The 24233-nt window shown below is 67.7% G+C and carries 21 protein-coding genes; 14 read left to right on the forward strand and 7 right to left on the reverse strand.

The features are described from left to right. Positions 1 to 150 precede the first annotated feature (150 nt). The 10 genes from ABIB15_RS11820 to ABIB15_RS11865 all read left to right on the forward strand — a co-directional run bounded on the left by ABIB15_RS11820 (position 151) and on the right by ABIB15_RS11865 (position 12716). Entirely contained in the window at positions 151 to 1011 is an 861-nt protein-coding gene (locus tag ABIB15_RS11820; RefSeq protein WP_354478776.1) for an ABC transporter permease, read from the forward strand. A gap of 22 nt (positions 1012 to 1033) precedes the next feature. After that, positions 1034 to 1741, forward strand: a complete 708-nt coding sequence (locus ABIB15_RS11825) for an ABC transporter ATP-binding protein (protein ID WP_354478702.1) — start codon at positions 1034 to 1036, stop codon at positions 1739 to 1741. A 34-nt stretch (positions 1742 to 1775) separates the two neighbouring features. Continuing rightward, a complete protein-coding gene (locus ABIB15_RS11830; protein ID WP_354478705.1) occupies positions 1776 to 3101 on the forward strand; it encodes a glycosyltransferase in 1326 nt (441 codons plus the stop codon). A 53-nt stretch (positions 3102 to 3154) separates the two neighbouring features. Then, entirely contained in the window at positions 3155 to 4171 is a 1017-nt protein-coding gene (locus ABIB15_RS11835; RefSeq protein ID WP_354478708.1) for a glycosyltransferase, read from the forward strand. Further along, positions 4168 to 5133: an NAD-dependent epimerase/dehydratase family protein gene (locus ABIB15_RS11840; protein ID WP_354478711.1), complete on the forward strand. Its 966-nt coding sequence runs from the start codon at positions 4168 to 4170 to the stop codon at positions 5131 to 5133. Before ABIB15_RS11835 ends, ABIB15_RS11840 begins: the two co-directional genes overlap by 4 nt. Before the next feature lie 56 nt (positions 5134 to 5189). Continuing rightward, complete coding sequence (locus ABIB15_RS11845; protein WP_354478714.1) at positions 5190 to 7004, forward strand: hypothetical protein; 1815 nt, start codon at positions 5190 to 5192, stop codon at positions 7002 to 7004. A 133-nt stretch (positions 7005 to 7137) separates the two neighbouring features. Beyond that, positions 7138 to 8106, forward strand: a complete 969-nt coding sequence (locus ABIB15_RS11850; protein ID WP_354478717.1) for a glycosyltransferase — start codon at positions 7138 to 7140, stop codon at positions 8104 to 8106. Further along, positions 8099 to 8938, forward strand: a complete 840-nt coding sequence (locus tag ABIB15_RS11855) for a glycosyltransferase (RefSeq protein ID WP_354478720.1) — start codon at positions 8099 to 8101, stop codon at positions 8936 to 8938. The genes ABIB15_RS11850 and ABIB15_RS11855 overlap by 8 nt, the downstream gene beginning before the upstream one ends. 161 nt (positions 8939 to 9099) lie before the next feature. Continuing rightward, positions 9100 to 11421, forward strand: a complete 2322-nt coding sequence (locus ABIB15_RS11860; RefSeq protein WP_354478722.1) for a LasA N-terminal domain-containing protein — start codon at positions 9100 to 9102, stop codon at positions 11419 to 11421. 68 nt (positions 11422 to 11489) lie between these two features. Then, on the forward strand, positions 11490 to 12716 hold the full coding sequence (locus ABIB15_RS11865) for a hypothetical protein (protein WP_354478724.1): 1227 nt from the start codon (positions 11490 to 11492) through the stop codon (positions 12714 to 12716). Here the strand turns inward: ABIB15_RS11865 and ABIB15_RS11870 are convergent. Genes ABIB15_RS11870 through ABIB15_RS11880 form a run of 3 tightly spaced genes read right to left on the reverse strand, consistent with a single transcriptional unit; the run spans position 12613 to position 15292 of the window. Continuing rightward, positions 12613 to 14178, reverse strand: a complete 1566-nt coding sequence (locus ABIB15_RS11870) for a DUF2142 domain-containing protein (protein ID WP_354478726.1) — start codon at positions 14176 to 14178, stop codon at positions 12613 to 12615. The genes ABIB15_RS11865 and ABIB15_RS11870 overlap by 104 nt on opposite strands. After that, positions 14175 to 14558, reverse strand: coding sequence for a DUF2304 domain-containing protein (locus tag ABIB15_RS11875; protein ID WP_354478728.1), 384 nt, complete (start codon positions 14556 to 14558; stop codon positions 14175 to 14177). The genes ABIB15_RS11870 and ABIB15_RS11875 overlap by 4 nt, the downstream gene beginning before the upstream one ends. Further along, positions 14555 to 15292 (reverse strand): glycosyltransferase family 2 protein, encoded by a 738-nt coding sequence (locus tag ABIB15_RS11880; protein ID WP_354478730.1) that lies wholly within the window; start codon positions 15290 to 15292, stop codon positions 14555 to 14557. Before ABIB15_RS11880 ends, ABIB15_RS11875 begins: the two co-directional genes overlap by 4 nt. Positions 15293 to 15483: 191 nt before the next feature. Here ABIB15_RS11880 and ABIB15_RS11885 point away from each other — a divergent pair, with 191 nt between their 5' ends. From ABIB15_RS11885 to ABIB15_RS11895, 3 genes are read left to right on the forward strand one after another with little or no spacing between them, the layout of a single operon-like run. Continuing rightward, positions 15484 to 16275: a glycosyltransferase gene (locus tag ABIB15_RS11885; protein WP_354478732.1), complete on the forward strand. Its 792-nt coding sequence runs from the start codon at positions 15484 to 15486 to the stop codon at positions 16273 to 16275. Positions 16276 to 16290: 15 nt separating this feature from the next. Then, positions 16291 to 17391, forward strand: coding sequence for a glycosyltransferase family 4 protein (locus tag ABIB15_RS11890; RefSeq protein WP_354478734.1), 1101 nt, complete (start codon positions 16291 to 16293; stop codon positions 17389 to 17391). 55 nt (positions 17392 to 17446) lie between these two features. Further along, complete coding sequence (locus ABIB15_RS11895; protein WP_354478736.1) at positions 17447 to 18439, forward strand: GDP-mannose 4,6-dehydratase; 993 nt, start codon at positions 17447 to 17449, stop codon at positions 18437 to 18439. A gap of 7 nt (positions 18440 to 18446) precedes the next feature. On the opposite strand, the gene ABIB15_RS11900 is transcribed toward ABIB15_RS11895, so the two are convergent. The 3 genes from ABIB15_RS11900 to ABIB15_RS11910 are packed head-to-tail and all read right to left on the reverse strand — an operon-like array spanning position 18447 to position 22338. Further along, positions 18447 to 19727: an O-antigen ligase family protein gene (locus ABIB15_RS11900; protein WP_354478738.1), complete on the reverse strand. Its 1281-nt coding sequence runs from the start codon at positions 19725 to 19727 to the stop codon at positions 18447 to 18449. A gap of 42 nt (positions 19728 to 19769) precedes the next feature. Next, entirely contained in the window at positions 19770 to 21116 is a 1347-nt protein-coding gene (locus ABIB15_RS11905) for an O-antigen ligase family protein (protein WP_354478740.1), read from the reverse strand. Positions 21117 to 21156: 40 nt separating this feature from the next. Continuing rightward, a complete protein-coding gene (locus tag ABIB15_RS11910; protein ID WP_354478742.1) occupies positions 21157 to 22338 on the reverse strand; it encodes an acyl-CoA dehydrogenase family protein in 1182 nt (393 codons plus the stop codon). A gap of 197 nt (positions 22339 to 22535) precedes the next feature. On the opposite strand from ABIB15_RS11910, the gene manA reads away from it, so the two are divergent. Then, positions 22536 to 23747: a mannose-6-phosphate isomerase, class I gene (gene manA, locus ABIB15_RS11915; protein ID WP_354478745.1), complete on the forward strand. Its 1212-nt coding sequence runs from the start codon at positions 22536 to 22538 to the stop codon at positions 23745 to 23747. Positions 23748 to 23774: 27 nt separating this feature from the next. Here the strand turns inward: manA and ABIB15_RS11920 are convergent, their stop codons facing one another. Then, complete coding sequence (locus ABIB15_RS11920) at positions 23775 to 24179, reverse strand: GtrA family protein (protein ID WP_354478748.1); 405 nt, start codon at positions 24177 to 24179, stop codon at positions 23775 to 23777. Between the last annotated feature and the right edge of the window lie 54 nt (positions 24180 to 24233).

The following is a 24233-nucleotide window of genomic DNA, read 5'->3' on the forward strand; positions in this document are numbered from 1 at the left end:
CAGTCTGCGCGGGCCGTCTCGGCGCTCCGCCGCGCCGACCCGACCGCCGAGCGCACGGCTAAGCTCGTCTGGGATCGCCGTGTGAAGCAGAGGCTGCCGCCCTTACATCCCGGTCTACTCCCGAATGCAAAGGATCACGTCTTGTCGGAAATGTCTGCACGGAGTGTTGGTGCGTTCGTGCGCCCGGGAAAGGGCGGCGGGCTCGCGGATGTTGTCGAGCGCCGGTACCTGCTCTCGCTGCTCGTGCGTAAAGAGGTGCAGGTCCGCTATCGAGGCTCAGTTCTCGGCTGGGCGTGGTCGTACGTCAAACCCGCCGCGCAGTTCGCCGTGTTCTTCGTGGCCCTCGGCATCTTCCTCCAGCTCAACCAGTCGCAGGTCAACTACCCGATCTACCTGTTCTCGGGCATCATCCTCATCAACCTCTACGTCGAGGCCTTCTCGAACTCGACCAGATCGCTCGTCGACAACGGGGCCCTGATCAAGAAGATCTACCTGCCGAGGGAGCTGTTCCCGGTGGCATCCACGATCGTCGCGCTCGTGAACTTCCTGCCCCAGGTCGTCATTCTCTTCGCCGTGTGCCTTGTGGTCGGCTGGGCCCCCGTTCCTCTCCAGGTGCTGGGGATCCTCCTCGGCATCGCCATCGTCGTCATCCTCGCGATCGGGCTCGGGATGCTGTTCGGAGCCGCGAACGTCTCGTTTCGCGACTCCCAGAACCTCGTCGACCTCATCGTCATGGTCGTCGTCTGGGCGTCGCCGGTGCTCTACCCGTTCACGCAGGTGCAACAGGTGCTCCCCGAGTGGCTCCTCGTCCTCTACCGGCTGAACCCGATCACCTCCGCCGTGGAACTGTTCCACGCGGGGTTCTGGTATCCCACAACGGGCGGCGACGGGTCCGTCCCCGACGACCTCTTCCTCTACGGGGCCATCGCACTCGGCACGGCGCTGCTCACGCTCGTACTGGGCCAGCTCGTGTTCAGAAGGCTGGAGGGTCGTTTTGCCCAAGACCTCTAATCGCGTCCAGGAGACGCGACGGGTGATCGTCGAGAACGTCAGCAAGCGCTTCCTGCTCCGCCACACGCACTCCCTCAAGGAGACGTTCATCGCGACCGTTCGGCGCAAGCCGCTCGCTACCTCGTTCAATGCGCTCGAGAATGTGAGCTTCGAGATAGCCGAGGGCGAATCGGTCGCACTGCTCGGATTCAACGGATCGGGAAAGTCGACGCTCCTGAAGCTCATCGCGGGCGTGCTCCAGCCCGATTCCGGAGAGGTTCTCACGCGGGGCCGCGTCGCGGGGCTCATCGAGGTGGGGGCCGGGTTCCACCCGGACCTGTCCGGCCGCGAGAACATTTACCTCAATGCCGCGATCCTCGGGATGACGGCGAAGGAGACCCAGGCGCGATTCGCCGAGATCGTCGAGTTCTCCGAGATCGAGAAGTTCATCGACACCGAGGTGAAGCACTACTCGTCGGGAATGTTCCTGAGGCTCGCCTTCTCCGTCGCGATCCACACCGAGGTCGACATCCTGCTCATCGACGAGATTCTGTCCGTCGGGGACGAGCCGTTCCAGCGCAAGTGCCTCGCGAAGATACGCGAGCTCCACCTCGCCGGGAAGACGCTCGTCGTCGTCAGCCACGACCTCGACATGGTCTCCGGGCTGTGCGAACGCGGCATCCTCATCTCCGGCGGCACGGTGGCCTTCGACGGCGGCTCGAAAGACGCCGTGAATCGGATGCGTGCCTGAGGTGGAGGCAGAGTCTACCCAGCCGCCAGCGGGCATGAGCGGCGCGCCCGGCCCCCTGTTCCGCCTCATCAGGAACCAGAAGGTGGCGTTCCTCATGGTCGGCGCCGCAAACACGGCAATCGGCTTCGGCTTCTTCGTGCTCTTCGAGCTCACCATCGGCGTGCTCTACGGCTATCTCGTGACCCTCATCTTCGCCCATGTGTTCAGCGTCATCTGCGCTTTCTTCCTCTATCGGACCTTCGTTTTCAAGGTGCGCGGAAACTTCTTCGGAGACCTCGCGCGCTTCGAACTGGTCTACCTCACCTCGCTCGGCGTCAATTTCGTGCTCCTCCCGATCCTCGTCGAGCTCGCGGGGCTGCCCCCGATCACCGCGCAAGCGCTCATCGTGTTCGTCACCGCGATGATCAGCTTCTTCGGGCACCGCGACTTCTCGTTCCGCCGCAAGGCACCGCTGCCGGACACGCCGGCAGCACTCCCGACCCCGTCGCCTGAGGAGGCAGATCCCGTGACTCCGAAGGTTTCGATCGTCATTCCCGCGTACAACAACGCCGACTACCTCGCCGAGACGGTCGGGTCGGTGCTCGCCCAGACCTTCCAGGACTTCGAGGTGATCATCTCCGACCACTCGTCGACCGACGCAACCTGGGAGGTCATGCAGGGCTTCGCCGGCGACCCCCGGTTCCGTCTGCTCAAGACGGAGGCTGGGGGCGGCGCACTTCGCAATTGGAACCGGGTGAGCCAAGAGGCGACGGGCGAGTACATCAAGCTCGTCTGCGGTGACGACTTGCTCTATCCGGAGATCCTCGCCCAGCAGGTTGCCGCGCTCGACGCCGCTCCGACCGCGGTCCTCGCCGCCTCGAAGCGCGACATCGTCGACGCGAACAGTGCACCGATCATCCGGGCCAGGGGGCTCGCCGGGCTGTCCGGGGTGAGCGACGGGGGGCTCGCCGTGCGCAAGACCGTGCGCGCGGGAACCAACATCTTCGGTGAACCGGGTTGTGTGCTCTTGCGCCGGCGCGATCTTGAGGCGATCGGCTGGTGGGACGACCGGTGGCCCTATCTCATCGACGAGACCACCTACGCCCGAGTGCTGCTCCGCGGAGACGTCATCGGCGTTGGCTCCGGGGCGCTCGCCGGATTTCGAGTGTCCGACAGCCAATGGAGCGTTCGGCTGGCGGGGAGCCAGCACCAGGCCGCCTCCGCCTTCCACCAGTGGATGCACGAGACGCACCCCCACATTGTCAGCCGCGCAGACGTGGTCGTCGGCAACCTCACGGCGCGGGCGATGGCCCTCGCCCGCCGACTCACCTACCTCTACCTCGGCAGGCGCATGTCGAAGTCGAAAGCCAAGGTCGCGTGATGTCGACTCAGCACCCGGGGACGACAGCGCCGCCCGTGGTAAAGTCGGCGATTGTGAGTTCGCAAGTGGGTGATGCGCCGGTCGCAGACCACAGCATCTCGATCGTCGTGCCCGTGTACCAGGGAGAGCGCACGCTGCCGTCGCTCCTGGCCGAGATCGAGCCCCTCACTCGGCCGTCCTTCAGCAAGTCCGGCCACAGCTTCGTGGTGAGTGAAGTACTGCTGGTTTTCGACAACGGCCGGGACAACTCGGCGGCGGTCATGCGGGACATCGCCGGCGAGTACGACTTTGTCCGCTTGGTCTGGCTCAGCAAGAATTATGGGCAGCACGCCGCCACCCTCGCCGGTATGGCCTCCTCCGGGGGCGACTGGATCGTCACCCTCGACGAGGACGGCCAGCACGACCCTCAGGATATCGCGTCGATGCTCGACGTGGCGATGGACCGGCACGCCTCGGTGGTCTACGCGGCCCCGACGAACAAGCCCTCCCACGGCTACCTGCGGAACACGGCCTCGAGCGGTGCGAAGTGGGTGCTCAACCGGCTCGCCTCGGGGTCGAACGCCGAGATCTTCCAAAGCTACCGGCTCATGCTCGGCGGTGTCGGGCGAAGCGTCGCGGCATATGCCGGTTCCGGCGTCTACCTAGACGTTGCCCTCGGCTGGGTCGCGCACAATGTCGTCACCTGTCCGATCCGCCTCCGCGACGAGGGTGATCGGCAGTCCGGCTACTCGGCGCGTCGGCTGTTCTCCCACTTCTGGAAGATGGTGCTCTCGAGCGGCACGCGAGGGCTCCGGCTGGTCAGCGCTGTCGGCGCGGTCTTTCTGATCCTCGCGGCGGTCGTCGCGATCGTCATTCTGATCGGAAGACTCACCAGCAACGACGTACCGGAGGGCTGGGCGTCGACGATCGTCGCGGTCCTGGTCAGCTCTGGGGCTGTGCTGTTCTCGCTCGGTGTCATCGCCGAATACATCGGGGTCGCCGTCGGGATGGCGCAGGGCAGGCCACCGTACCTCATTGTGCGCGACCCCTTGGATGGCCCGCTGGGCAGGCCGGCGCGTCGGACGCCGTGACCACCACCCACGCGTGGGTGGTGGGCGCCAGGGGCCTGCTCGGGGCGGCGGTCGCCGAACGGATGGCCGTTGCGGCCGACTGGGTCGTCGTCGACATCGAACCCCTGCCGTGGTCCGAGCCGGACGCCGACGAATTCGACGGCGCCGTCCGCGCCGGCGCTGAGCGGCTGCTTGCCTCCGCCGCAGGGTCGACCTGGGCCGTCGTCTGGTGCGCGGGGGTCGCCGTGACCGGGAGCACCGCGGCGCAGCTCGAGCGGGAGCGCGACCAGTTGCAGCGGGTGCTCGACATCCTCGCGGGTGCGATCGCCCGCTATACGGGTCCGCCGGGGTCATTCTTCTACGCCTCCTCGGCCGGGGGCGTCTACGCGGGCGCGGACGCTCCGCCGTTCACCGAGAACACCGAGCCCAGGCCGCTGGCCCCCTATGGTCACGCGAAGTTGCGGTCCGAAGCCATGGTCACGGGGTTCGGGGTCACGACGGGCACGAAGGTGCTCGTCGGCCGGATCGCCAACCTGTACGGGCCCGGGCAGTCGATCGGCAAGTCGCAAGGACTCATCACCCAGCTCGCGAAGGCCAATTTTTCGCCCCAACCGGCGTCGATCTACGTTCCGCTCGAAACAGTGCGTGATTACATCTACGCCGACGATTGCGCCGCTCTCGTCGTCGACGCCCTTGAGCGCCTCGTCCACGGTGACGACGCGTCCGTCATGAAGATCTTCGCGTCCCATCAGGCGGTCACGATCGCCGCACTGCTGGGGCACTTCACTGCGCTTCACAAGTCCCGTCCACACGTGATGCTCGGCATGTCGCCCACCGCGGGCTACCAGGCCGTCGACCTGCGCCTGCGTTCCGTGGTCTGGACCGACCTCGACCGCCGCGACCAGATGCCGCTGCCGGTGGGAATCCAGGTCACGGCACAGGCAATCATCGCCGCGATGCAGGCCGGGTCGCTCGCGCGTTGAGCCGCCCCGCGCGGACCGGCCCGGTGCTCCCGCAGCTCCCCGTACACTGGACGCCTATGTCAACGGCCCCACACACCACCCGGCGCAACAGGCCCGTCCGGATCGCGCTGTCCGCGCTGGCCGTCGGTGCGGCCGCCGTCATCCACCTGTTCGCGCAGGCGGGAATGCTCTTCTTCCGCCCCGAGTGGTCGATCTCGACCTTCCGGGCCTACTACCCTTTCGACCAGCTGTCCTACCTGAGCATGGTGACCAACGCGTCGATGGGCGACTACGCCGCCGTCGAACCCTTCACCGAGACCGGATCGAACTTCTACCCGCGGGCCTGGTACCTGTTTCTCGGCACGGTCGCGAGGGTTCTCGACTTGTACCCGCCCACCGCGTGGCAGGTCGGCGGCCTGGTCATTCAGGTGATGCTCGTCGTGACTCTCGCGGTCACGCTTATCATCATGACGGGCCGTCCGCTCACGGGGCTCCTGGCCCCTGCGCCCTTCGTTCTCGGCACCTTCGCGTTCCTCGGCGGCGAGAACTGGTTCACCTCCATGGGATCGCACGCGGTTCTGTGGGGGCCGTTCGGCGTGCTCCACACCCTCAACGGGGAGGCCGCGTCGCTGTCGATTGCGGGCATGGCGATCCTGCTGCTGCTGCTGGCGTGGGGGAGGGACACCCCTCGGGCGCGCCGGATCGTGCTGACGCTCGTCGCCGCGGCCGCCATCGGGGCGCTTGCCAACGTGCAGACCTACTCATTTCTCGCCGCGGTCTACATCGCCTCGATGGTTGCTGCGGCGTGGGCGCTCGTCCGCTGGCGCAACCGCGTCGCGATCGTGCTCTCGATCGTGCTCCTCCCGACCCTGTTCATTGTCGGCCCGATCGTGTTCGAGCGCTTCGGGCAGTTGCCGTCTCTCGTATTCGGTCTGCTCCCGGCCATTCCCGGGCTGGTCCTTCTGCTGGTCCGAGCGGGCCCGCTCGTGCTCGCCTACTTCGGTATCGCCGTGCTCGCTGCCGCGCCCCAGGTCGTGTTCACGGTGCTCGGAATCGCATCCGACGACCCCTTCCTCAGCTATCGCGTCGCGTCCAACCAGAACCTCGGCGTCGAGCCCGGCCCCGGCCTGCTCGGTGCCGTCGTCCTGCTGCTTCCGCTCGCCGCACTCGCTGCCGCCGGAGTCATCCGCCGCCGCCCGCTCTGGATCGCGTATCCGATCGGCGCGGCCACCACCTGGTTCATCCTGGCCACGAACGACATTTGGGGCCCGAACGCCGAGCCCTATCGGCTCTGGATCGACTCCTTCCTCCTCGTCGCGGTCGGCCTGCTGCCGTTGTTCGTCACCGCCGTCATCGACCTCGCAGGTCCAGGGGCGCGAACCCCCGACCGGGCGGGCGCCGCCCGTAGCCTGCGGGTGGGGACCGTCGTCGTCGCCGCACTCGTCACCCTGACCGCCGCGGTGTCCGCCACGGACTGGATCAGGTTCTATCAGGACGATGAGGTCCACGGGGTGTTCGTCTTCACGGACTCGCGGTCCGCCGCGCACTCCGACCTCGCCCGGCTCGCGGACGACGGCTCTGGCGACCTTGTCGGCATGGACACGTGCGTCGATCCGCAAATCGTGAAGCTCAACAGCGGCGCCCCGGTGGCGTTCTATAACCTCGGAATGGCGTGGCCGCAGGAGCGCGATGCGGTCCAGTCGTTTCTCGCCGATCGCGCCGAGGGAGAAGTCGACCTCGACACGCTCGCAGCGGCCGGCATCGGGTGGATGCTGACGGATTCGGCCTGCGGCGACGGCTGGGAACAGCAATTCGACGGGGAGCTCGACGTCGCCGATCGCGCAGCCTACGACGGCGGCGAGGCCACCCTGTGGAGGCTCCCGGCCCCGTGATCTCGGCCTCGGCTCCCGGGGCCGGCGACCACGACGGGGTAGGGTGATCCACTGTTGCCATTCACGCATTACCAGCCCACGCGCCGCCGAACGGATCCCAGATGAACCCCAGTCGCACCACGGGAGCGGCCTCGTGAGCGCTCGTGTCGTCGCCGTCGTCGTCGCCTACAACCGACGCGAGCTGGTCACCGAGACCCTGTCGGCGCTGACCAGGCAGGATCGGCTGCCCGATGCGATCGTCGTCGTCGACAACGCCTCTGACGACGGGTCGGGAGACGCGGTTGCAGCCGGATTCCCGGAGGTATCGCTCCTGCGCCTCGAGCGAAACACCGGAGGGGCAGGCGGGTTCACCGTCGGTATTGTCCAGGCCATCACCGACCAGGGCGCAGACCTAGTCTGGCTCATGGACGATGACACCGTTCCCGACCCCGGCGCGCTCGCCGCCCTCCTTTCCGCGCGCGATCACGCGCCCGACGAAACCGTCGTGCTCGCCTCCGCCGTGCGCTGGGTCGATGGGCGCCCGCACCCGATGAACACCCCGAGGGTTCGTCCCTTCGCGACACGCCGCTCCGTCGAGCGCGCGCGGGCGTTCGACTGCTACCCGGTGCGCTCGGCATCCTTCGTGTCGATCCTCATCGACGCGAGCGCCATCTGCCGCGCAGGACTCCCGATCGCTGACTACTTCCTCTGGAACGACGACTTCGAGTTCAGCTCGCGCCTTCTCCGCAACGGCCGCGGCTATCTCTGCCAGGGCAGCACCGTCGAGCACCGCACCAAGACATTCGGGTCGACCGACGTCGACCCCGGAGCCCGCTTCTACTTCGAGGTGCGAAACAAGATCTGGCTCCTCCGGTTCTCCTCCGCCCTCAGCGGCGTCGAACGCGTGCTCTACGCCGGCGCGACACTGCTGAACTGGACTAGAACGATTCGAAAGTCATCCGACCGGGCGACCCTGTTCCGCGGGCTTCGCAGCGGCGTGAGAGACGGCGTTTCGCGACCGCCGCGCTCGAACGCGGAGGTGCTGTCCGGGCTCGGCGCCGTCACCGACGCCATCGGCAGCTTCGAAGCCGGCATCCCCGAGGGCGGCACCGGCCGTGCCTGAGGCGTTCTCGCTGTTGCTGCCGGTCTACAGCGGAGACAAGCCCGACTACCTTCGCCGGGCCTTCCGGAGTTCGGTGCACGACCAGACCGTGCGCCCCGACCAGATCGTCATCGTGCGCGATGGCCCCATCGGCGCGGAGTTGGCTGACGCGCTCGCCGAGCTCGTGGGCGCGTGCCCGGTTCCCGTCGAACTGATCGAGCTGCCAGAGAACCGGGGCCTCGCCGCCGCGCTCGAGGCGGGGCTCGCCGCGTGCGCACACGACCTGATCGCGAGGATGGACGCCGACGACATCTCCCTCCCGACCAGGTTCGCACGCCAACTCGAACTCATCGGCACCGGCCTCGACCTGGTCGGCACCGGAATGTATGAGTTCGTCGACGAGATCGGCACCATCGTCGGGCGCCGGGTGCCCCCGGTCGGTCCGCAGCGGATCAGCAGGTACGCACGGTTTCACGACCCGTTCAACCATCCGACGGTGCTCTATCGGCGCTCCGCGGTGAGGTTGGCCGGCGGCTACCGCGACATGGGCCTGATGGAGGACTACTACCTCTTCGCGCGGATGATCCAAGCCGGAGCGCGCGTCGACAACCTGCCCGATCCGCTCGTCATGTATCGGGTGGGGGACGGCGCGTACGCGCGGAGGGGCGGCTGGGCGCAGCTGCACGCCGAGCTTCGGCTCCAGGCGGCTCTCCGGCGAGCGCGCTTCACGTCGTGGCCGCAAGCCATCCGCAACGTGCTCGTCAGGGGTGGATACAGGCTCGTGCCCGTCGGCCTGCGGCGTTTCGCGTACCGCCGACTTATCGCCAGGAACGAATCGGCCCCGCCCGCCTGAAGTTTTTGTTGCCGGTTTGCTGCCCGGTCTGGGGGTGACCGGCCTAGAATGGGCTTCGGCGTCTGTTCTTACCCACTGAGGGTCTGCGCGGTCGCCCGATTCTGGGGTGGAATCGAATGTCGTCGGGGAGTCGTTCTCCCGTCGCGATCGGGAGGGGAATCATGACGATGACGACCAAGCTGGGCCGTGCAACGAGACGGATCGGTGCCGTCGCACTGGTCGCCGTTCTGGTCGGAACTCTGCTCGGACTCACGGAGCGCCCGGCGCCCGTATCGGCAGCCGTCGGGGGCGATTTCAACGCGGGCAACATCATCAGCGACGCCACGTTCTACGACTCGAACACCATGTCGGTCGCGGAGATCCAGTCGTTCCTGACTGCGAAACGCCCCTCCTGCGCCTCCGGGTTCACCTGTCTGAAGGACTACAAGGATTCGTTCTCGTCCCGCGCTGCAGATTCCCGCTGCGGCGCCCTGCAGGGGCAGAATCTCATGTCGGCGGCCGCGATTATCTACTGGGTCGGCAAGGCATGTGGCATCAACCCGCAGGTGATGATCGTGCTGCTCGAGAAGGAACAGGGGCTCGTGACCGCGTCGAGCCCGACTTCGACCCGCTACAAGATCGCGACCGGCTATGGCTGCCCCGACACCGCGCCGTGCGACTCGCTCTACTATGGGTTCTTCAACCAGGTGTATAACGCGGCGCGGCAGTTCAAGTCCTACCAGTCGTACGCGACGAGCTTCCGCTACCGCGCCGGGCAATGGAACACGATCCAATGGCACCCGAACGCCGGATGTGGGTCGTCCTCGGTCTACCTCGAGAACCAGGCCACCGCCGGGCTCTACAACTACACCCCGTACCGCCCGAACGGTGCAGCGCTCGCGAACATGTACGGCACGGGTGACTCGTGCTCGTCGTATGGCAACCGCAACTTCTGGCGGATCTTCTCCGACTGGTTCGGCAGCACGCAGGGAGGCAGCGACTTCGTCCGCACGACCGCAGATCCGCGCCTCTTCCTCCTGACGGGGGCGACGAAGCACCACGTGCCGACGGCGCTCGTGCACACCGCCCTCGCGCCGCTCGGCGGCTACCGCATCGTGAGCCCGGAGTACCTCAAAGGCTTCGCCGAGGGCAAGCCGGCGAGCGAGGTCGTGCGTGACCCGGCGACCGGAACCGTCTCGCTCGCGCAGGGCGGCGCGCTGCACCGGTTCCCCAGCTGCGAGCTCGTCGCGCTGTACGGCTACGCCTGCACTGACGCCATCAATCTTGCGCCGACCCAATTCGCAAAGTTCCCCGAGGGGGCCGAGACGACGAAGTATTTCCAGGTCGTGCCCGCCGCCACCGTCTTTTCGGCGGAGGCCGGCGAGAAGGTCTCGTTCCGCACGATCGAGGCGCTCGACGCCTTCGCGGGGGGGCGTCCGGCATATATCGCTTCCATGCGGGCAGAGGTCGCCGCGCTCTACCCCGATGGGCGCTCGTACGCGGCACCGATGTCGCTTCTCAAGTCTCCAGACCGCCCCGAGGTCTACCTCGTCGATGGGTGGGACCGCAAGATCCCGATCGCGTCATTCGCCTCGGCGAGCGACGTGGGCTCGAACGGGTACCGGGTGGAGCCCAGCGCGGTGGTTGACGCGTACCCGACCGCGCCTACTGGCCTCGCCTCGGTCGTGCGCTGCGATGGCCAGTTGTTCATGGCCGGATCGGGTCGCCTGAGCCAGGTGACGAGCGGAGACGCCGCCGGGCTCCCCGTGACAGACCTGTCGAGCATTAGCTGCGCCAGCGCGGCGAAGAGCGCGACCACGATCGACGGCGCAATCTTCGTCAAGGCGACCAATAACGCCGTGGTCCACATTGCGAAGGCGGGCAAGCTCCACCCGGTCGGCAACTTCGCCTCTCTTGTCGCACTCAACGGCGGCAAGGTGCCCGCGATCGCGGCCGTCTCCCCCGAACCCCTTGCGATGCTGCCGAAGGGCGAGACCGTCCTCAATCCAGGCACCCTGGTCCGCACCCAGACGAACGGGTCGATCTTCCTGATCGACGGACTCGACCGCAAGATCCCGATCGCGGCGTTTGCGACCCCCGCAGAATTCGGGGTGACCGGCTGGGGTTACGCGAGCGAGACGATGCTCGCGCAGTACGCGACCGCGCCCGCCCCGCTCGGCATGATGGTGAATTGTGGGGGTGTCGCCTACTTCGGGGCATCCGGTGCACTTCACCCCGTGGCCCCGACCGCCGGAACCGGACTCACCGGGACTGAGCTGAAGCCCGGCACCTGCGGGCTCCTCAGACGGTCGACAGCGGCTCCGCTCGAGCAACTGCTCGTGAAGACGGCGACCTCCCCGACCGTGCACTACATCCAGAACGGACAGCGGCGGTTGGTCTCTAGCTGGGACTCGCTCCTCGCGATCACGGGGGGAGTGTCCCCCCGGATCCTTCAGGTCAGCGGCGCCACGATCGCTGCACTTCCGGAGGGGCCGCGCAGCTGAGGCGTCAGGCACGCAGCCGATAGTCTGGGGTGGCGTCGCCGTCTCGGCGCGCGTTGAGGGAGCGTCAATTGAGGCAACCGTCGGGGCTGTCCCTGATCGTCGCGGCAACGGGTGTCGCAGCGGCGGCTGGCTACCTCGTGATCTGGCTCGTCCCCCGCCAGATCGGACTCGACGCCTACTACTCCTTCGGCCTGTTCTGGGCCGCCATGTACTTCGTGGTCGGAACCCTGTCCGGGCTCCAGCAGGAGGTCGCGCGGGCCACGGCGCCGGTCAGCGCCGATCGGCCTCGGCGGGGATCGACCCGCAACTTCGCCTTCGTGTTCTCGGCGGCCGTGTTCGCCACCGTGATGGTGACGGCGCCGCTCTGGGTCGGCACCGTCTTCCCCACGGGCGGCTGGGCGCTCGTGCTGCCACTCGCGGTCGCCACCTCGTCGTACGCCCTCGTGGCGGTACTCGCCGGGACCCTCTACGGGCTCAGTGGATGGCGGGAGCTCGCGGCGATGGTCGTCATCGACGCGCTACTCCGGCTCGTTGCGGTGGTCGCGGTGGCGAGCGTGACGTCGGATGCCGCGGCGCTGGCCTGGGCGGCCGCACTGCCGTTCCTGCTTGCCATTGCCGTGCTCTGGCCCGGCATCCGGCGCAAAGTCGTCGGCGCCGCGGCGCTCGATGTCGAACTGCGGGCCCTGACCTGGAACGTGGCCAGGACGGTTCTCGCCGCGGCGTCGACCGGTGTGCTCGTCAGCGGACTCCCCGTCGTCATCGGCATCGCCGCGGGGGACACCCCGCGCGCTCTGACGGCGGCGCTGTTCCTCGCCGTCATGATCACGCGCGCGCCGGTCATCGTCGTCGTGATGTCGCTGCAGAGCTACCTGCTGGTGAAGTTCCGTGACCAGCGAGCGCCGCTGGGACCGACGCTCTGGCGGATGGAGACACTCGTTCTCGGCGGCGGGGCCCTCCTCGCCCTCGTCGCCGCCGTGATCGGCCCGGGGGTGTTCGAGCTGCTCTATCCCGGCCAGGTCGAGCTTCCCGGATGGTTCTACGCGGTGCTCGTGCTGTCGTCGGCCCTGATCGGCGGACTCATCGTGACCGGGTCTGCGGTGCTGGCGGTGGGGATGCACCGGGCGTACACGCTCGGCTGGGTGGTCGCAGCCCTCGTCACGATCGGGAGCTTCGCCCTGAACGGCGACCTTCTCACGCGGGTCGCCATCGCCGTCGTCGCGGGGCCGGTGGCGGGGTCAGCTGTGCAGTTCGGGTTCCTTCTGGCGCGGCATCGGCGCGGTCTCCGGCTCGGCTGACCAGCCACACCATCAGGCCGGCCGTCACCGTCACTGTCGCAACGAACACAGATGGCCAGAGGAGGACGCCGCCGGGCGGAACCCACTCCGGGCGGAGCACGAGGTCACCCCAGGTTCGGTCCGTCCCGACACCGAACCGTTTGAGCGCGAATAGGAACGAATAGGAATGGCCGACAGCCCACACAGCGAGGGCGACCAGGGCGAGCCGACGTATCGACGGGCCGCCGAACTGCGGAATCCGGTCGGCGAGCGCGGCGCCGATCGCGATGACGAGGCAGACAAAGGCGGGAAGGGTGTACCGGCCCTGCCAGATGAATCCGCCACCGGTGATGTAGGCGGCCTGGATGAGGGCTGGCACGACGATCACACAGGCCAGCAGTAGGAGGACAATCGCGAGATGTCGTCCGCGCAGTAGCACGAGCGCGGCGAGAACTGCGCCGCCAACGGCGACCGACCAGGCGAAGTAGACGATGTCAGGTGCGGGGGTGTCCAGCCAGCCGAAGACACCGATCATGCCTTGGCCGAGGCTGAGTGTCTGTTCCAGCGTCGTCAGAAAGCCGCTGAAAGGGGATTCCCCGACCCGCTCGAAGACGATGTTCTCGCTCGGGCTGTCGATGCCGGCAGCGAGCGAGCCCGATCCGCGAATCCAGATGAGCGCGAGTGCGGTCGATACCGCGACGCCGGCGATCGCGACGCGGATCGATGTGCGACGCAGCAGCGAGGCGAGCTGCCCCGATGTGGCCAGCACGAGGGGGCTGAGGAGAGCGACCGCGACCCACAGTGGTGAGAGCCCTCTCGTGTTGACCGCCACTGCCGCCGAGACCAGCACGATGGCCGCGCGGGAGCCGAGACGGTTCGAGTTCGGGTGCAACACGATATCGAGCATCGCGACAAACGCCGCGAACACGCCCGCGATCTCGAGCGAGTTCGGGTTTACGGTGCCGCCGAGGAACAGGATCATTGGCGTGATCACAATGGCCACGCCGAGCAGGGGGATCCCGGGGCGACGCCATCCGCACACGAGGGCAAATCCGACGGCAAGAAATGCCGTGCTGGCCGCTGCGCTGACAAGGCGCATGGCGTAGATGCCGCTCTCGTCCTGAGCGAGCAGGGACGGCCAGCCGACGATCGCGTAGTACAGCGGATTGTAGAGTCCGGCGGTCGTCGCACCGTCGATGATGGCGGAGGGATCCCCCTTCGGCGGGTCGGTGCACGCGGCGCTCACCTCGGGATCATGGGCGAAGCAGGGCTTTCCCTCGGTCGCCGCAATCCAGCGAGGTACCTGTACGACGTGGCCGAGGTCCGATGGCTCACCGACGAGCTGCCCGCGAACCACTGATGCCGCCTTGATCAGGTGGGATGGCTCATCCGGTGCGCCGCTGACGGGTGTCGCCATCGCCCACGCCCCACACAGGAGGAACAGGAGGAGCCAGGCAGCCCCGAAGGCACGCCGGAAGCTCACGAGTCACGCTGTTTCGCTGCCTCGATGGCCAGCTGCTCCTCGAGAATTCGCAGTCGCAAATCGTTGAGCGCAACACGTTCGGCGAGAGTGCGGGTCTTCGCCTCAAGCCGGGTCAGCTCGGCGCTGTGCTGAAGACAGACAAGAAAAAGCGTGCCGATGCTGACGAAAAAGGTCAGGTTGATGGGCACTTCGATCCCGGCGAGTGACGCGGCCCACACGAGGGTGTTGGGGAACACCCCGATGACGAGTGCGAGGGTACCGGCGACGATCCACCACACCGCGTGCCGCTCGCGCAACTGGTGGCGGCGGAGCAGCGTGATCACGACCACCAGCACGAGGGTGGCGGATGCGATACCGAAGATGTAGCTTGTGGGATTCATTCGGGCGCTGTTTCCAGGCGGAGGGATGACGTGGAGCGCACGAGCGGGAATGCGAGAGCCATACAGGCGCGCAGCAGATATACCGTGGCACGGATCGGGTGGTGCGAGGGCACGCCCGCGCTGCGGACCCGCATCGACACCGGTACCTGCGCAATCACACAGTCGGCGCGGGCGGCGATCGCGAGCGCCTCTATGGTGTCGCCGAGGTACTCCGCCGGATAGTGCCGTGCGAACAGGGTCACCGCCCTGGGGCCGGCAGCTCGGAAGCCCGATGTGGTGTCGGTGAGCGGGGTTCCCGCGGTCCGGCTGAGCGAGACGGCGAGCACCTTCATCGCCCACTGTCGGGGGCCGCGCACACGGTACTCGCCTTCACCTGCGAACCGCGCGCCGAGAACGAGATCGGCGTCGGCGAGCCCGTCCAGCAGTCGCGGGATGCTGGCCGGATCGTGCTGTCCGTCCGAGTCCAACTGCACGACGTTGGTGTAGCCCTGATCGAGAGCGAACCGAAATCCGGTTCGCATGGCACCGCCGACACCAAGGTTGAACGGAAGTGTTGCAACAAGGGCGCCGGCATCTCGAGCCACCCTTGTTGTCGCATCGGACGAACCGTCGTCGACCACGAGAACATTGGCGCCCGGGAGCTTGGCGAAGACCTCGCGAACGACGTCGCCCACCGACGCCTCCTCGTTGAAGGCCGGCATCACGATCAGCGTGCGTTGGAGCACCGATTGCATAGGGCGATCCTACCAATGCCTCAACCCGGCAAATGCTCGCGCCGGGCGCGGCAGGAGGGGCTCGGTCGAGTGTGCCGCATCGGATTGCGTACGCTCACTCGGCTTTATCGTCAAGGTAAAGTCAAGCGACAAGACACTGTTCCAACCGCGCCGGGGGAACATCCGGAGACAACATCGCGAAAGGGTGAACCGTGCCCACCTCAGACGTGCTCGTCGTTCTTCCCACTTTGGGGGACCGTCTCGAATACCTGCGGCTTACCCTCGAGTCGATTGCCGGTCAACGCGAGGACATCGATCTCACCGTTGTGGTCGTCGCGCCCGAGGATGCCCACGAGGCGCGGGAGCTTGCCGTCGAATTCGGCGCGATCGTCGCAGATGATCCCCGCGAGGGTATCTCGGCGGCGACCAACAGGGGACTCGCCGCGCGAACCACCGAGCGATACTACGCCTGGGTCGGCGACGACGACCTGCTCCTCCCCGGCGGCCTCGCCCTGCTGCGGGACAGCCTTGAGCGGGACCCGGAGGCCGTCCTCGCATTCGGTGGCTGCGACTACATCGATCCGGCCGGCCGCACGATCGGCACGAGCAACGCCGGTGCACTCGCCACACTTCTGTTGCCGTGGGGGCCAGACCTCATCCCGCACCCTGCAACCATGATCCGGCTCGATGCGCTCGAAACTATTGGCGGCTTCGACCCCACCCTGCGGTACGCGATGGATCTCGACGCGTTCCTCTCGCTACGCGCCCAGGGCCGGTTCGTCTGGACCCGGCGTGCAGTGTCGGCGTTCCGCTGGCACCCGGATTCGCTCACGGTGGCCAACCGCCTCTCCTCGAGCATCGAGGCCGAGGGAGTGAAACGACGACACCTCCCGCCGCGGCTGCGCAGGATCAGCGGACTTTGGCATCGACCGGTCCGCTGGGCATCCGCTTTCGCCGCCGGGAGGGTCAGCGCCCGAGCGCGCAAAATAGGACGACAGCTATGACCCGGGGGAACTGAGGTGACGCGTCCGGCTGACCCCCTGCGTGTCGCCCTCTCGATGCTTACTCTGGTGCCCGGCGGCATGGGCGGCAGCGAGACCTACGCGAGGGCGCTCACTGAGCAGCTCCACACCACGGACAAGGTGAGAACCACCGCGTTCGTCCCGTCGACGGCCGCCGGATTCAGCCGCGGCATCCCCGAAGTGGTCGTCTCCTCGGTTCGCGTCGGCCCGTCGACGAGGGGGCGCCTTGCCGGTGTCGCCTCGGCGACGCTCAACGGCCGGTCGATTCGCGCGGCCATGGCGAACGCCGACGCCGTGCACTACCCGTTCACCGTCATGGTGCCACGCCCGGCGAAGTGGCAGGCCGTCGTGCAGTCGCTGCTCGACGTGCAGCATCTCGAACTGCCCCACATGTTCGGCCGGGCTGAGCTCCTCTACCGCCGCCACTTCTACGAGGGGGCTGCGAAAACGGCCGACATCGTCGTCACGATCAGCGAGTTCGCGAAGCGCCGCATGGTCGAGCTGCTCGGCATCGCCCCCGACCGCATCCACGTCGCCCACCTCGGCGTCGACATGGATCGCTACACCCCGAACCTCGGCCCGCGCGAGAACTTCGTCCTCTACCCGGCGCGCGGCTGGGCGCACAAGAACCACGCCCGGCTCATCCAGGCGATGGCGATCCTCCGGCGGGACCGGCCGGAACTCCGGCTGGTGCTCACCGGCGGCGCGCTCGATGCCCTCGGCGACCTGCCCGACTGGGTCGACCGGCGTGGTCTCGTCAGCTCTGATGAGCTGCTCAGCCTCTACCGGTCCGCGGCGGCGCTGGCATTCCCGAGCCTGTACGAGGGATTTGGCCTCCCCCCGCTCGAGGCCATGGCGTCCGGATGCCCCGCCGCCGTGTCGAACGCGGGCTCGATCCCCGAGGTGTGCGGCGACGCCGCCGTCCTCTTCGACCCGATGCATCCCGAGGACATCGCGGCCGGCATCGCGCGCGCGATCGACGACGGCGAACGGCTGTCGGCGGGCGGGATGGCGCAGGCGGCCCGATTCACGTGGGAGAGCTGCGGCGACGCGCACGTGACGGCGTACGGCAGCGCGATTGAGCGGCACGGAGGCTAGACGGGGGGCGGCCCGCCCGACTGAGCCGCTCCGCCGTGCCCCCTAAACTGAACCCATGGCGTCAAACGGTCCCACCGTGTCGACTCTCGTCACGGGAGCGAGTGGGCAGGATGGCAGCTATCTGCTCGAACGACTTGCCGGCCACGGCGAGGTGCACGGGCTCTGCCACTCCGCCGAGGCCGCCTCGGTCCTCTCTATGGCGTTCCCCGAGGTCACCACTCACGTCGGCGACTTGGCCGACTCCGACGGAATCCGCCGACTGATCTTCGAGATAGAACCGACCCACATCTTCAACTTCGCGGGGAACACCTCCGTCGAGCGGTCCTGGACGTTTCCGACCGAGACAGCGGACGTGCTCGGGATCGGCCCCGTGCGCATCCTCGACGCCGCGTGGCAGGTGCAGCAACGCTGCGGTCGTGCCGTGCGCTTTCTGCAGGCGTCGAGTGCGGAGATCTTTGGCGACACCAGCGTTGTGCCACAGAGCGAGTCGACGCCGCGCAGGCCCGTGACGCCCTACGGGGCCGCCAAATCCTTCGCCCACGAGATGGTCGGCGTGTACCGCGCGCGCGGCATGTTCGCGAGCTCGGCGATCCTCTACAACCACGAGTCGCCCCGTCGGCCGCGCTCGTTCGTCGCGCGGAAAATCTCCCACGAGGCCGCCCGGATCTCGCTGGGCCTGTCCGACGCGCTCGTGCTCGGGCAGATGGATGTCTTCCGTGACTGGGGGTACGCCCCCGACTACGTCGACGGAATGATGCGCATCCTCGGCGCGGACGAGCCCGGCGACTTCGTCGTCGCAACGGGAGTGGCGCACTCCGTGCGGCAGTTCGTCGAGCACGCCTTCGCCTATGTGGGCATCGACGACTGGTCTGCGTACGTGTCGGTCGACCCCGCCCTGTACCGCCCCGCCGACCCGAAGCAGCTCGTCGGCGACCCCTCCCGGCTCCGGTCCCTGGGCTGGTCGCCCAGCGTGGACTTCGAGCAGCTCGTGCATCTCATGGTCGACGCGGACATCCGCGCGCTGACGAGCGTCCCGTCCGACCGCTGAAACACGATCAGCCTTGCGGCAGGGGCAGCCGTTCGCGCCAGCTGAGGTTCTGGGATGCCTTCAGGGCGCAGATCACCAGGGTGAACCAGCCGAACTCGATGAGGATCGAGCTTTCGGCGGCGGAGACGATGATGAGCGCCACGAGCATGAGGGCCGGCCAGACGAACACAAAGCTCCGCTTCGTCGCGGCGAGCAGCCACGACCGCACGAACGCGAGTCCGACGAGCGCGAGGAACGAGAACAGGCCGACGATGCCGAGTTGGAGCAGCACATCGACGAAGGCGTTGAGTGCGGTCTCGTGGGGAGCGGCGAATGGGCCGATTCCGATGAACGGCGGGATGTCCTGCCGCCAATAACCCACCCAACCGAATCCTTCGAGGGTGCTCGCTGACGACACGTCGAGGATGTCCCGCCAGAGCGAGTAGCGGAACTCGAACTCGCTGCCGGCGTTGAGCAGCTCGATCACCCTGCCGCGGGCGGCGAACAGGATCAGCAGCGTCAACGCCGAGGTGCCGAGCAGCACGAACTGCCAGGCGCGTCGTCTGGCGGGGTCGAGGCGGCGAAGCCCGATGAGCGCGAGAGCGGCCAGCGCGACGATCACGACGGTGCCGAGGATCACCGGCGACCGGGAGAACACGATCATGGTGGCGGCGAGGGCGATCGAGGCGAGCCCGATCGACCGGCTGACCGAGCGGGTCTGGGTCTCGACGAAAAAGGTCACAACGGCCATGAGCGCGACAAGCCCGAGCTGGTTCCGGGTGCCGAGCAAACCCTGGATCGGGCCACCGTCGGCGAGGGTTCCGGTGATGCCCAGGAATGTAAACGGGGTGTCCACGATGATGCCCGACATAATCTCCAGCAGCAGCGACGCCGCGAGAATCACCCGCAGCACGTCTCCGAAGGCCCGCACGATCTGGATGAGGTCACGGGTTAGCGCGATGTAGGCGCCGAGGAAGGCGAAGGCCACTTGGTATGCGACGGCGCCGAGGGTCACCCACTGGTAGTCGCTCCAGAGCAGGGAGAGCGCGCTCCAACCGATGAAGACCAGAAGCGAGATCGTGAGCAGCCCGTGCCACTCGAGCTCATGGCGTTTCACGGTGATCGACGCGGCCGCGAGAAGCACGAGCGTGCCGAGGATGCCGAGCAGCCCGGGCCACCCCATGGTGCTGCGCAGCGCGAAGGCGAGGAACGCCGTCCCGACTGCGCACAGCGTCACCGCTCGTGCGAATCGTGCAGATCCCAGCGCCGCGAGTGCGGCGTCCGCGATGCGTCGTGATGGCGAGTTCATTTCTCCCCAAAGTTACGGCATCGGCGCGGGCGCGTCGTGCGTTCAGGCTGCGCGCGCCGCTCCCGCCCGGCTATTCGCCGGTGTTCTCCTGAGGCGGCCGAGCATGCCGAGCTTCGTCGTGACGGCGAGGATGACGAGCAACACCCACCCGCCCTCGATGAGAAGCCGGCTCTCGGCGAGGCTCTGCACGAGGAGGGCGGTGAGCAGCAGGGGTGGGAGCAGCGAGAGTGACGAGAATGAGCCACGGTCGCCCGGGCGGGTCACTACCCGGTTGGTGGCGAGGAGCCAGGACCGGATCGCGGTCGTGGCCACGAGCGCACCGAACACGAGCAGCCCGACGACCCCGAGCTGCAGCCAGACATCGAGCCAGGCGTTGTGGGCGTGCAGCTGGATGACGCCGTTGCGGGTGACGAGGTCGTCAAAGGGTTCGACCCAGGGTGCCCAGAAGCTGACCCATCCCCAGCCGAAAACAGGCCGCTGCGTGGCGAGTCCGATCACCGCGTCCCAGATGTCGAGCCGGCCGGTGAGGTCGTCGCTCTTGCCGAGCACGCCGAGCAGCACGGGCCGGAACGCCAGCGCCGAGCCCGCGACGCCCGCGAGCACGACGACGATGCCGCCGAAGACGGCCAGTCGGGCACGCGGCGACACCGCCCGGCGCAGCACGAGGATCATCCCGAGCACCAGCAGCACGGCGACGAGCGCCACGGTGATGGTTGCGGAGCGGGTGAGCGCGAGCATCGCGACGGCGAGGACCAGCCAGAGAATTCCGGACAGGCGGCGAACGGTTCCCGCCGCCAACTGCACCCCGAAGACGATCAGCGCGATCAGCGCGATCATCCCGAGCAGGCCGGAGTTGCCCACGATGCCCTGGATCCTGTCTCCCTCGAGCAGCAGGTTGCGCGACCAGTAGAGCATGAGCGGCGGATCGACGCGGTCGGCCGCGGTCACCCAGACCGGGAGGACCGGGGCGCGCACGACGAGTGACACGGCGAGCTCGAACAGGATCGACAGCACGAGGATGATGCGCAGCGCCCAGCCGAGCGCACGGAGCACTTCGTCCCCGGTGAGCACGAGCGCGATCGCGACGGCGGCGAGAGTCGTGATGACCTGGGACAATACGCCGATTGCGGAGGCGCCGGGGTAGAACGACCACGCGATCGAGACCGTGGCCAGGGCGAGAAAAGCCACGAGCGGCCACGGCAGGCTCCCGGGCCGGATGCTGGAGCGGTGCCGCACGAGCACCGCGACCGAGACTGTGGCGAGGATCGCAGCGAGCGCGCCGAACCCGTACCAGCTGATCGAGTTGCGCCACGCGTCGCCCGCCAGGACGGTGAACAGCGCGAGCGTCGCGAATCCCGCGAGGAACCCGCGACGCTCAAGAAGTCTCATGCGGCAAGGCTACCCGGGCGGCCGATTCGCCCGGACCCGATCAGACGAACGCGGCCTTGCCGGTGATCGCCCGGCCGACGATGAGCGTGTTCATCTCGCGGGTGCCCTCGTACGAGTAGATCGCCTCCGCATCGGCGAAGAAGCGGATGACATCGTAGTCGAGCACGATGCCGTTGCCGCCGAAGATCTCACGGCACCAGGCGACGGTCTCGCGCATGCGCGCCGTCGTGAAGAACTTCGCGAGTGAGGCGTGCTCGTCGCGCTGGGTGCCCTCGTCGAGCATGGCCGACACTCGCGTCACCATGCCGATGGAGGCCGTGATGTTGCCGAGGCTCTTCGCGAGCAGGTCCTGCACGAGCTGGTGGCTGCCGATGGTCTTGCCGAACTGCACCCGGGAGTCGGCATATGCGACAGCGGCGTCGTAGGCGCCGATCGAGTTGCCGACCGCGGCCCAGGCGACCTCGGCCCTGGTCAGACGGAGGACCGCCGCGGTGTCGCGGAAGGACTTGCCGTTCTGCAGCCGATACGAGTCGGCCACGACGACGTTCTCGAGCACGATGTCGGCGTTCTGCACGATGCGCAGCGATTGCTTGCCCTCGATCTTCGTTGCCGTGTAGCCGGGGGTCGTGGTGGGCACGATGAATCCCTTGACCTGGCCGTCCTCGGAGTCCTTGGCCCAGATGATCGTGATGTCGCTGATCGCGCCGTTGCCGATCCAGCGCTTCTCGCCGTTGATAATCCAGTTGTCCCCGTCGCGTGTCGCGACCGTGCGCAGGCCCTGCGCCGAATCGGACCCGGAGAGCGGCTCGGTCAGTCCGAAGGCGCCGAGCAGTTCACCGGACGCGAGCCGGGGCAGCCACTCGGCGCGCTGCTCTGGCGAGCCGGCGATCGCGATCGAGCCCATCACGAGGCCGTTCTGCACGCCGACGAGCGTCGCGACGCTCGCGTCGACGCGAGCGATCTCCAGGGCGACCCAGCCGCGGAAGACGGCCGAGTTCTCGAACTTCTTGGTCTCTTCCCACGGCTGGCCGAACAGTCCGAGGCCGGCGAGCCCTTCGACGATGCGGCGGGGCACGAACTCGGCATCCGCCCAGAGGCCGTTCACGATCGGGCGCACCTCGGTCTCGAGGAAAGCGCGGAGGTCGACGATGAGGGACTTCTCCTGGTCCGTGAGGGCGTTCTCGTAACCGTAGAAGTCGCTGCTGAGAGGCTGGAAAGACATGAGGATGCTCCATTGCTCGGGAAGGACGGGGGATCGGCCGCGGCGCCAGGTGCGGAGCGACCATCCATCGGGAGTTTAGGTGGGGTGCCGTCGGCGTCAAAAGGCGTTGGTAGTTTGGTCTAACGGGCGCCGAGCCGTGCCCGGCAGGCTTTGTAGATCGCCTCAATTCAGTAGCAAACCACTAGGGAATCCATCGGATGTTTGTAGGCATCACCAATCGTCCGCGACCCTATGTGTGGGGTTCCCGCACCGCGATCGCGGATTTGCTCGGATGGGCGCCGTCGGGCGGGCCCGAAGCCGAACTCTGGCTCGGCGCGCACTCCGGGTCTCCCAGTCGAATCGTCGACCCGGCCGCCGCCGGGGGCGCGGTCGACCTTGCGGCGTGGATCGCCGCCGACCCGAGCACGACGCTTGGGCCGTACGCCCACTCCGCTCGACTCCCGTTCCTGCTCAAGCTGCTCGCCGCCGGCTCGCCCCTCTCGCTGCAGGCGCATCCCACCGCGGAGCAGGCGAGGGAGGGGTTCCGTCGGGAGAACGAGGCGGGCGTGCCGCTCGACGCCCCGCACCGCAACTATCGCGACGAGCACCCGAAGCCGGAGCTCATCTACGCGCTCAGCGAGCGGTTCGAGGCGCTCTGCGGCTTCAGGACCCTCACGGAGTATCGCCGAATTTTGGCCGTGTTGCGCCGTCGCGCGGCCCCAGGGGAGCCGGTCGCGCCGCTCGACGCGCTGCTCGAACTGGCGGCATCGGACGACGCGCTGCCCGACGTGGTCGGGTGGCTCAGCCGCGGCGGCGACGATGTCGACGCGGTCGTGGAGCTCGTCGCGGACCTGGCCGGGCGTCCCGCGGCACCGGGGGAGGACGGGCGCTTAACTTCCGCGTTCGCCACCGTCGTCGACCTTGCCGCGGACTACCCCGGCGACCCCGGCGTCGCGGTCTCACTGCTGCTCAACCGCGTGTCCCTGCGACGCGGGGAGGCCCTCTACCTACCGGCAGGCAACATCCACGCTTACCTGTCCGGCCTCGGAGTCGAACTCATGGCGGCATCCGACAACGTGATGCGGGGCGGGCTCACCCCCAAACACGTCGATGTTCCCGAGTTGCTGAATGTGCTCGATTTTGACCCGCGCGCGGTACCGGTCCTGACACCGGAGCATCCGTCGCCGGGCCTCGAGGTCTACCGGCCGACCGTGCCTGACTTCGTCCTTGTCCGGTTCGGCGGCGGACCGCCGGCGAGCTTCGCGCTCCACGGACCGGCGATCGCGATCTGCACGCGCGGATCGGTCGTTCTGTCTGGCGCGTCCTCCTCCTCGCCGCTGGATCGGGGCTCGGCCGTGTACATCACGCCGGACGAGGGCGAGATCACGTTCGGTGGCGACGGCGAGGCATTCGTCGCGACGTCGGGCTGACCCGACCGCGCCGAGGCGAGCGCGCGGTCACGGCCGGCGGAATGAGAAGAACTTGTGGCCGAGGTAGCTGATGATCGTGGTGACGATAATGATGGCGGCCTGGGCGGCGAGCGATGACCAGCCGGCGAGTTCGACCAGCACGGGCAGCAGCACCGCGTTTGCGGAGAGCATCATGACGTAGACGCTCTCGAACCGGAGGAAGTCGGCCACGAGGCTCGCCCGGCCGGTCACCGCGAAGGTGAACCTGCGGTGCAGCATGAAGGCCAGTATGGTCGCGACGAGGTACGACAGCAGCAGGCTGAGCAGGTAGCGGCCGCCGAACGCGGCCTCAAACGCCACGAACAGGCCGTAGGCGACGACGGTGTTGATACCGCCGATGATGATGAAGCGCGTGCGTTCATCGGCGAGGAGTCGTCGCAGGAGGGTGGGCACCGGCCCAGCCTGACAGACGGCCTCAGAGACTGCCTGACCGACGGCACAGGGTGC

It is taken from the genome of Marisediminicola sp. UYEF4 (assembly GCF_040546025.1).
Taxonomy (GTDB): Bacteria; Actinomycetota; Actinomycetes; order Actinomycetales; family Microbacteriaceae; genus Marisediminicola.

What these genes read in the sequence shown, in the direction of transcription:
- ABIB15_RS11820 (WP_354478776.1), top strand. Translation starts at nt 151, where the DNA reads ATGTCTGCACGGAGTGTTGGTGCGTTCGTGCGCCCGGGAAAGGGCGGC.
- ABIB15_RS11830 (WP_354478705.1), top strand. Translation starts at nt 1,776, where the DNA reads ATGAGCGGCGCGCCCGGCCCCCTGTTCCGCCTCATCAGGAACCAGAAG.
- ABIB15_RS11845 (WP_354478714.1), top strand. Translation starts at nt 5,190, where the DNA reads ATGTCAACGGCCCCACACACCACCCGGCGCAACAGGCCCGTCCGGATC.
- ABIB15_RS11860 (WP_354478722.1), top strand. Translation starts at nt 9,100, where the DNA reads ATGACGATGACGACCAAGCTGGGCCGTGCAACGAGACGGATCGGTGCC.
- ABIB15_RS11875 (WP_354478728.1), bottom strand. Translation starts at nt 14,558, where the DNA reads ATGAATCCCACAAGCTACATCTTCGGTATCGCATCCGCCACCCTCGTG.
- ABIB15_RS11880 (WP_354478730.1), bottom strand. Translation starts at nt 15,292, where the DNA reads ATGCAATCGGTGCTCCAACGCACGCTGATCGTGATGCCGGCCTTCAAC.
- ABIB15_RS11895 (WP_354478736.1), top strand. Translation starts at nt 17,447, where the DNA reads ATGGCGTCAAACGGTCCCACCGTGTCGACTCTCGTCACGGGAGCGAGT.
- ABIB15_RS11900 (WP_354478738.1), bottom strand. Translation starts at nt 19,727, where the DNA reads ATGAACTCGCCATCACGACGCATCGCGGACGCCGCACTCGCGGCGCTG.
- ABIB15_RS11905 (WP_354478740.1), bottom strand. Translation starts at nt 21,116, where the DNA reads ATGAGACTTCTTGAGCGTCGCGGGTTCCTCGCGGGATTCGCGACGCTC.
- ABIB15_RS11910 (WP_354478742.1), bottom strand. Translation starts at nt 22,338, where the DNA reads ATGTCTTTCCAGCCTCTCAGCAGCGACTTCTACGGTTACGAGAACGCC.
- manA (WP_354478745.1), top strand. Translation starts at nt 22,536, where the DNA reads ATGTTTGTAGGCATCACCAATCGTCCGCGACCCTATGTGTGGGGTTCC.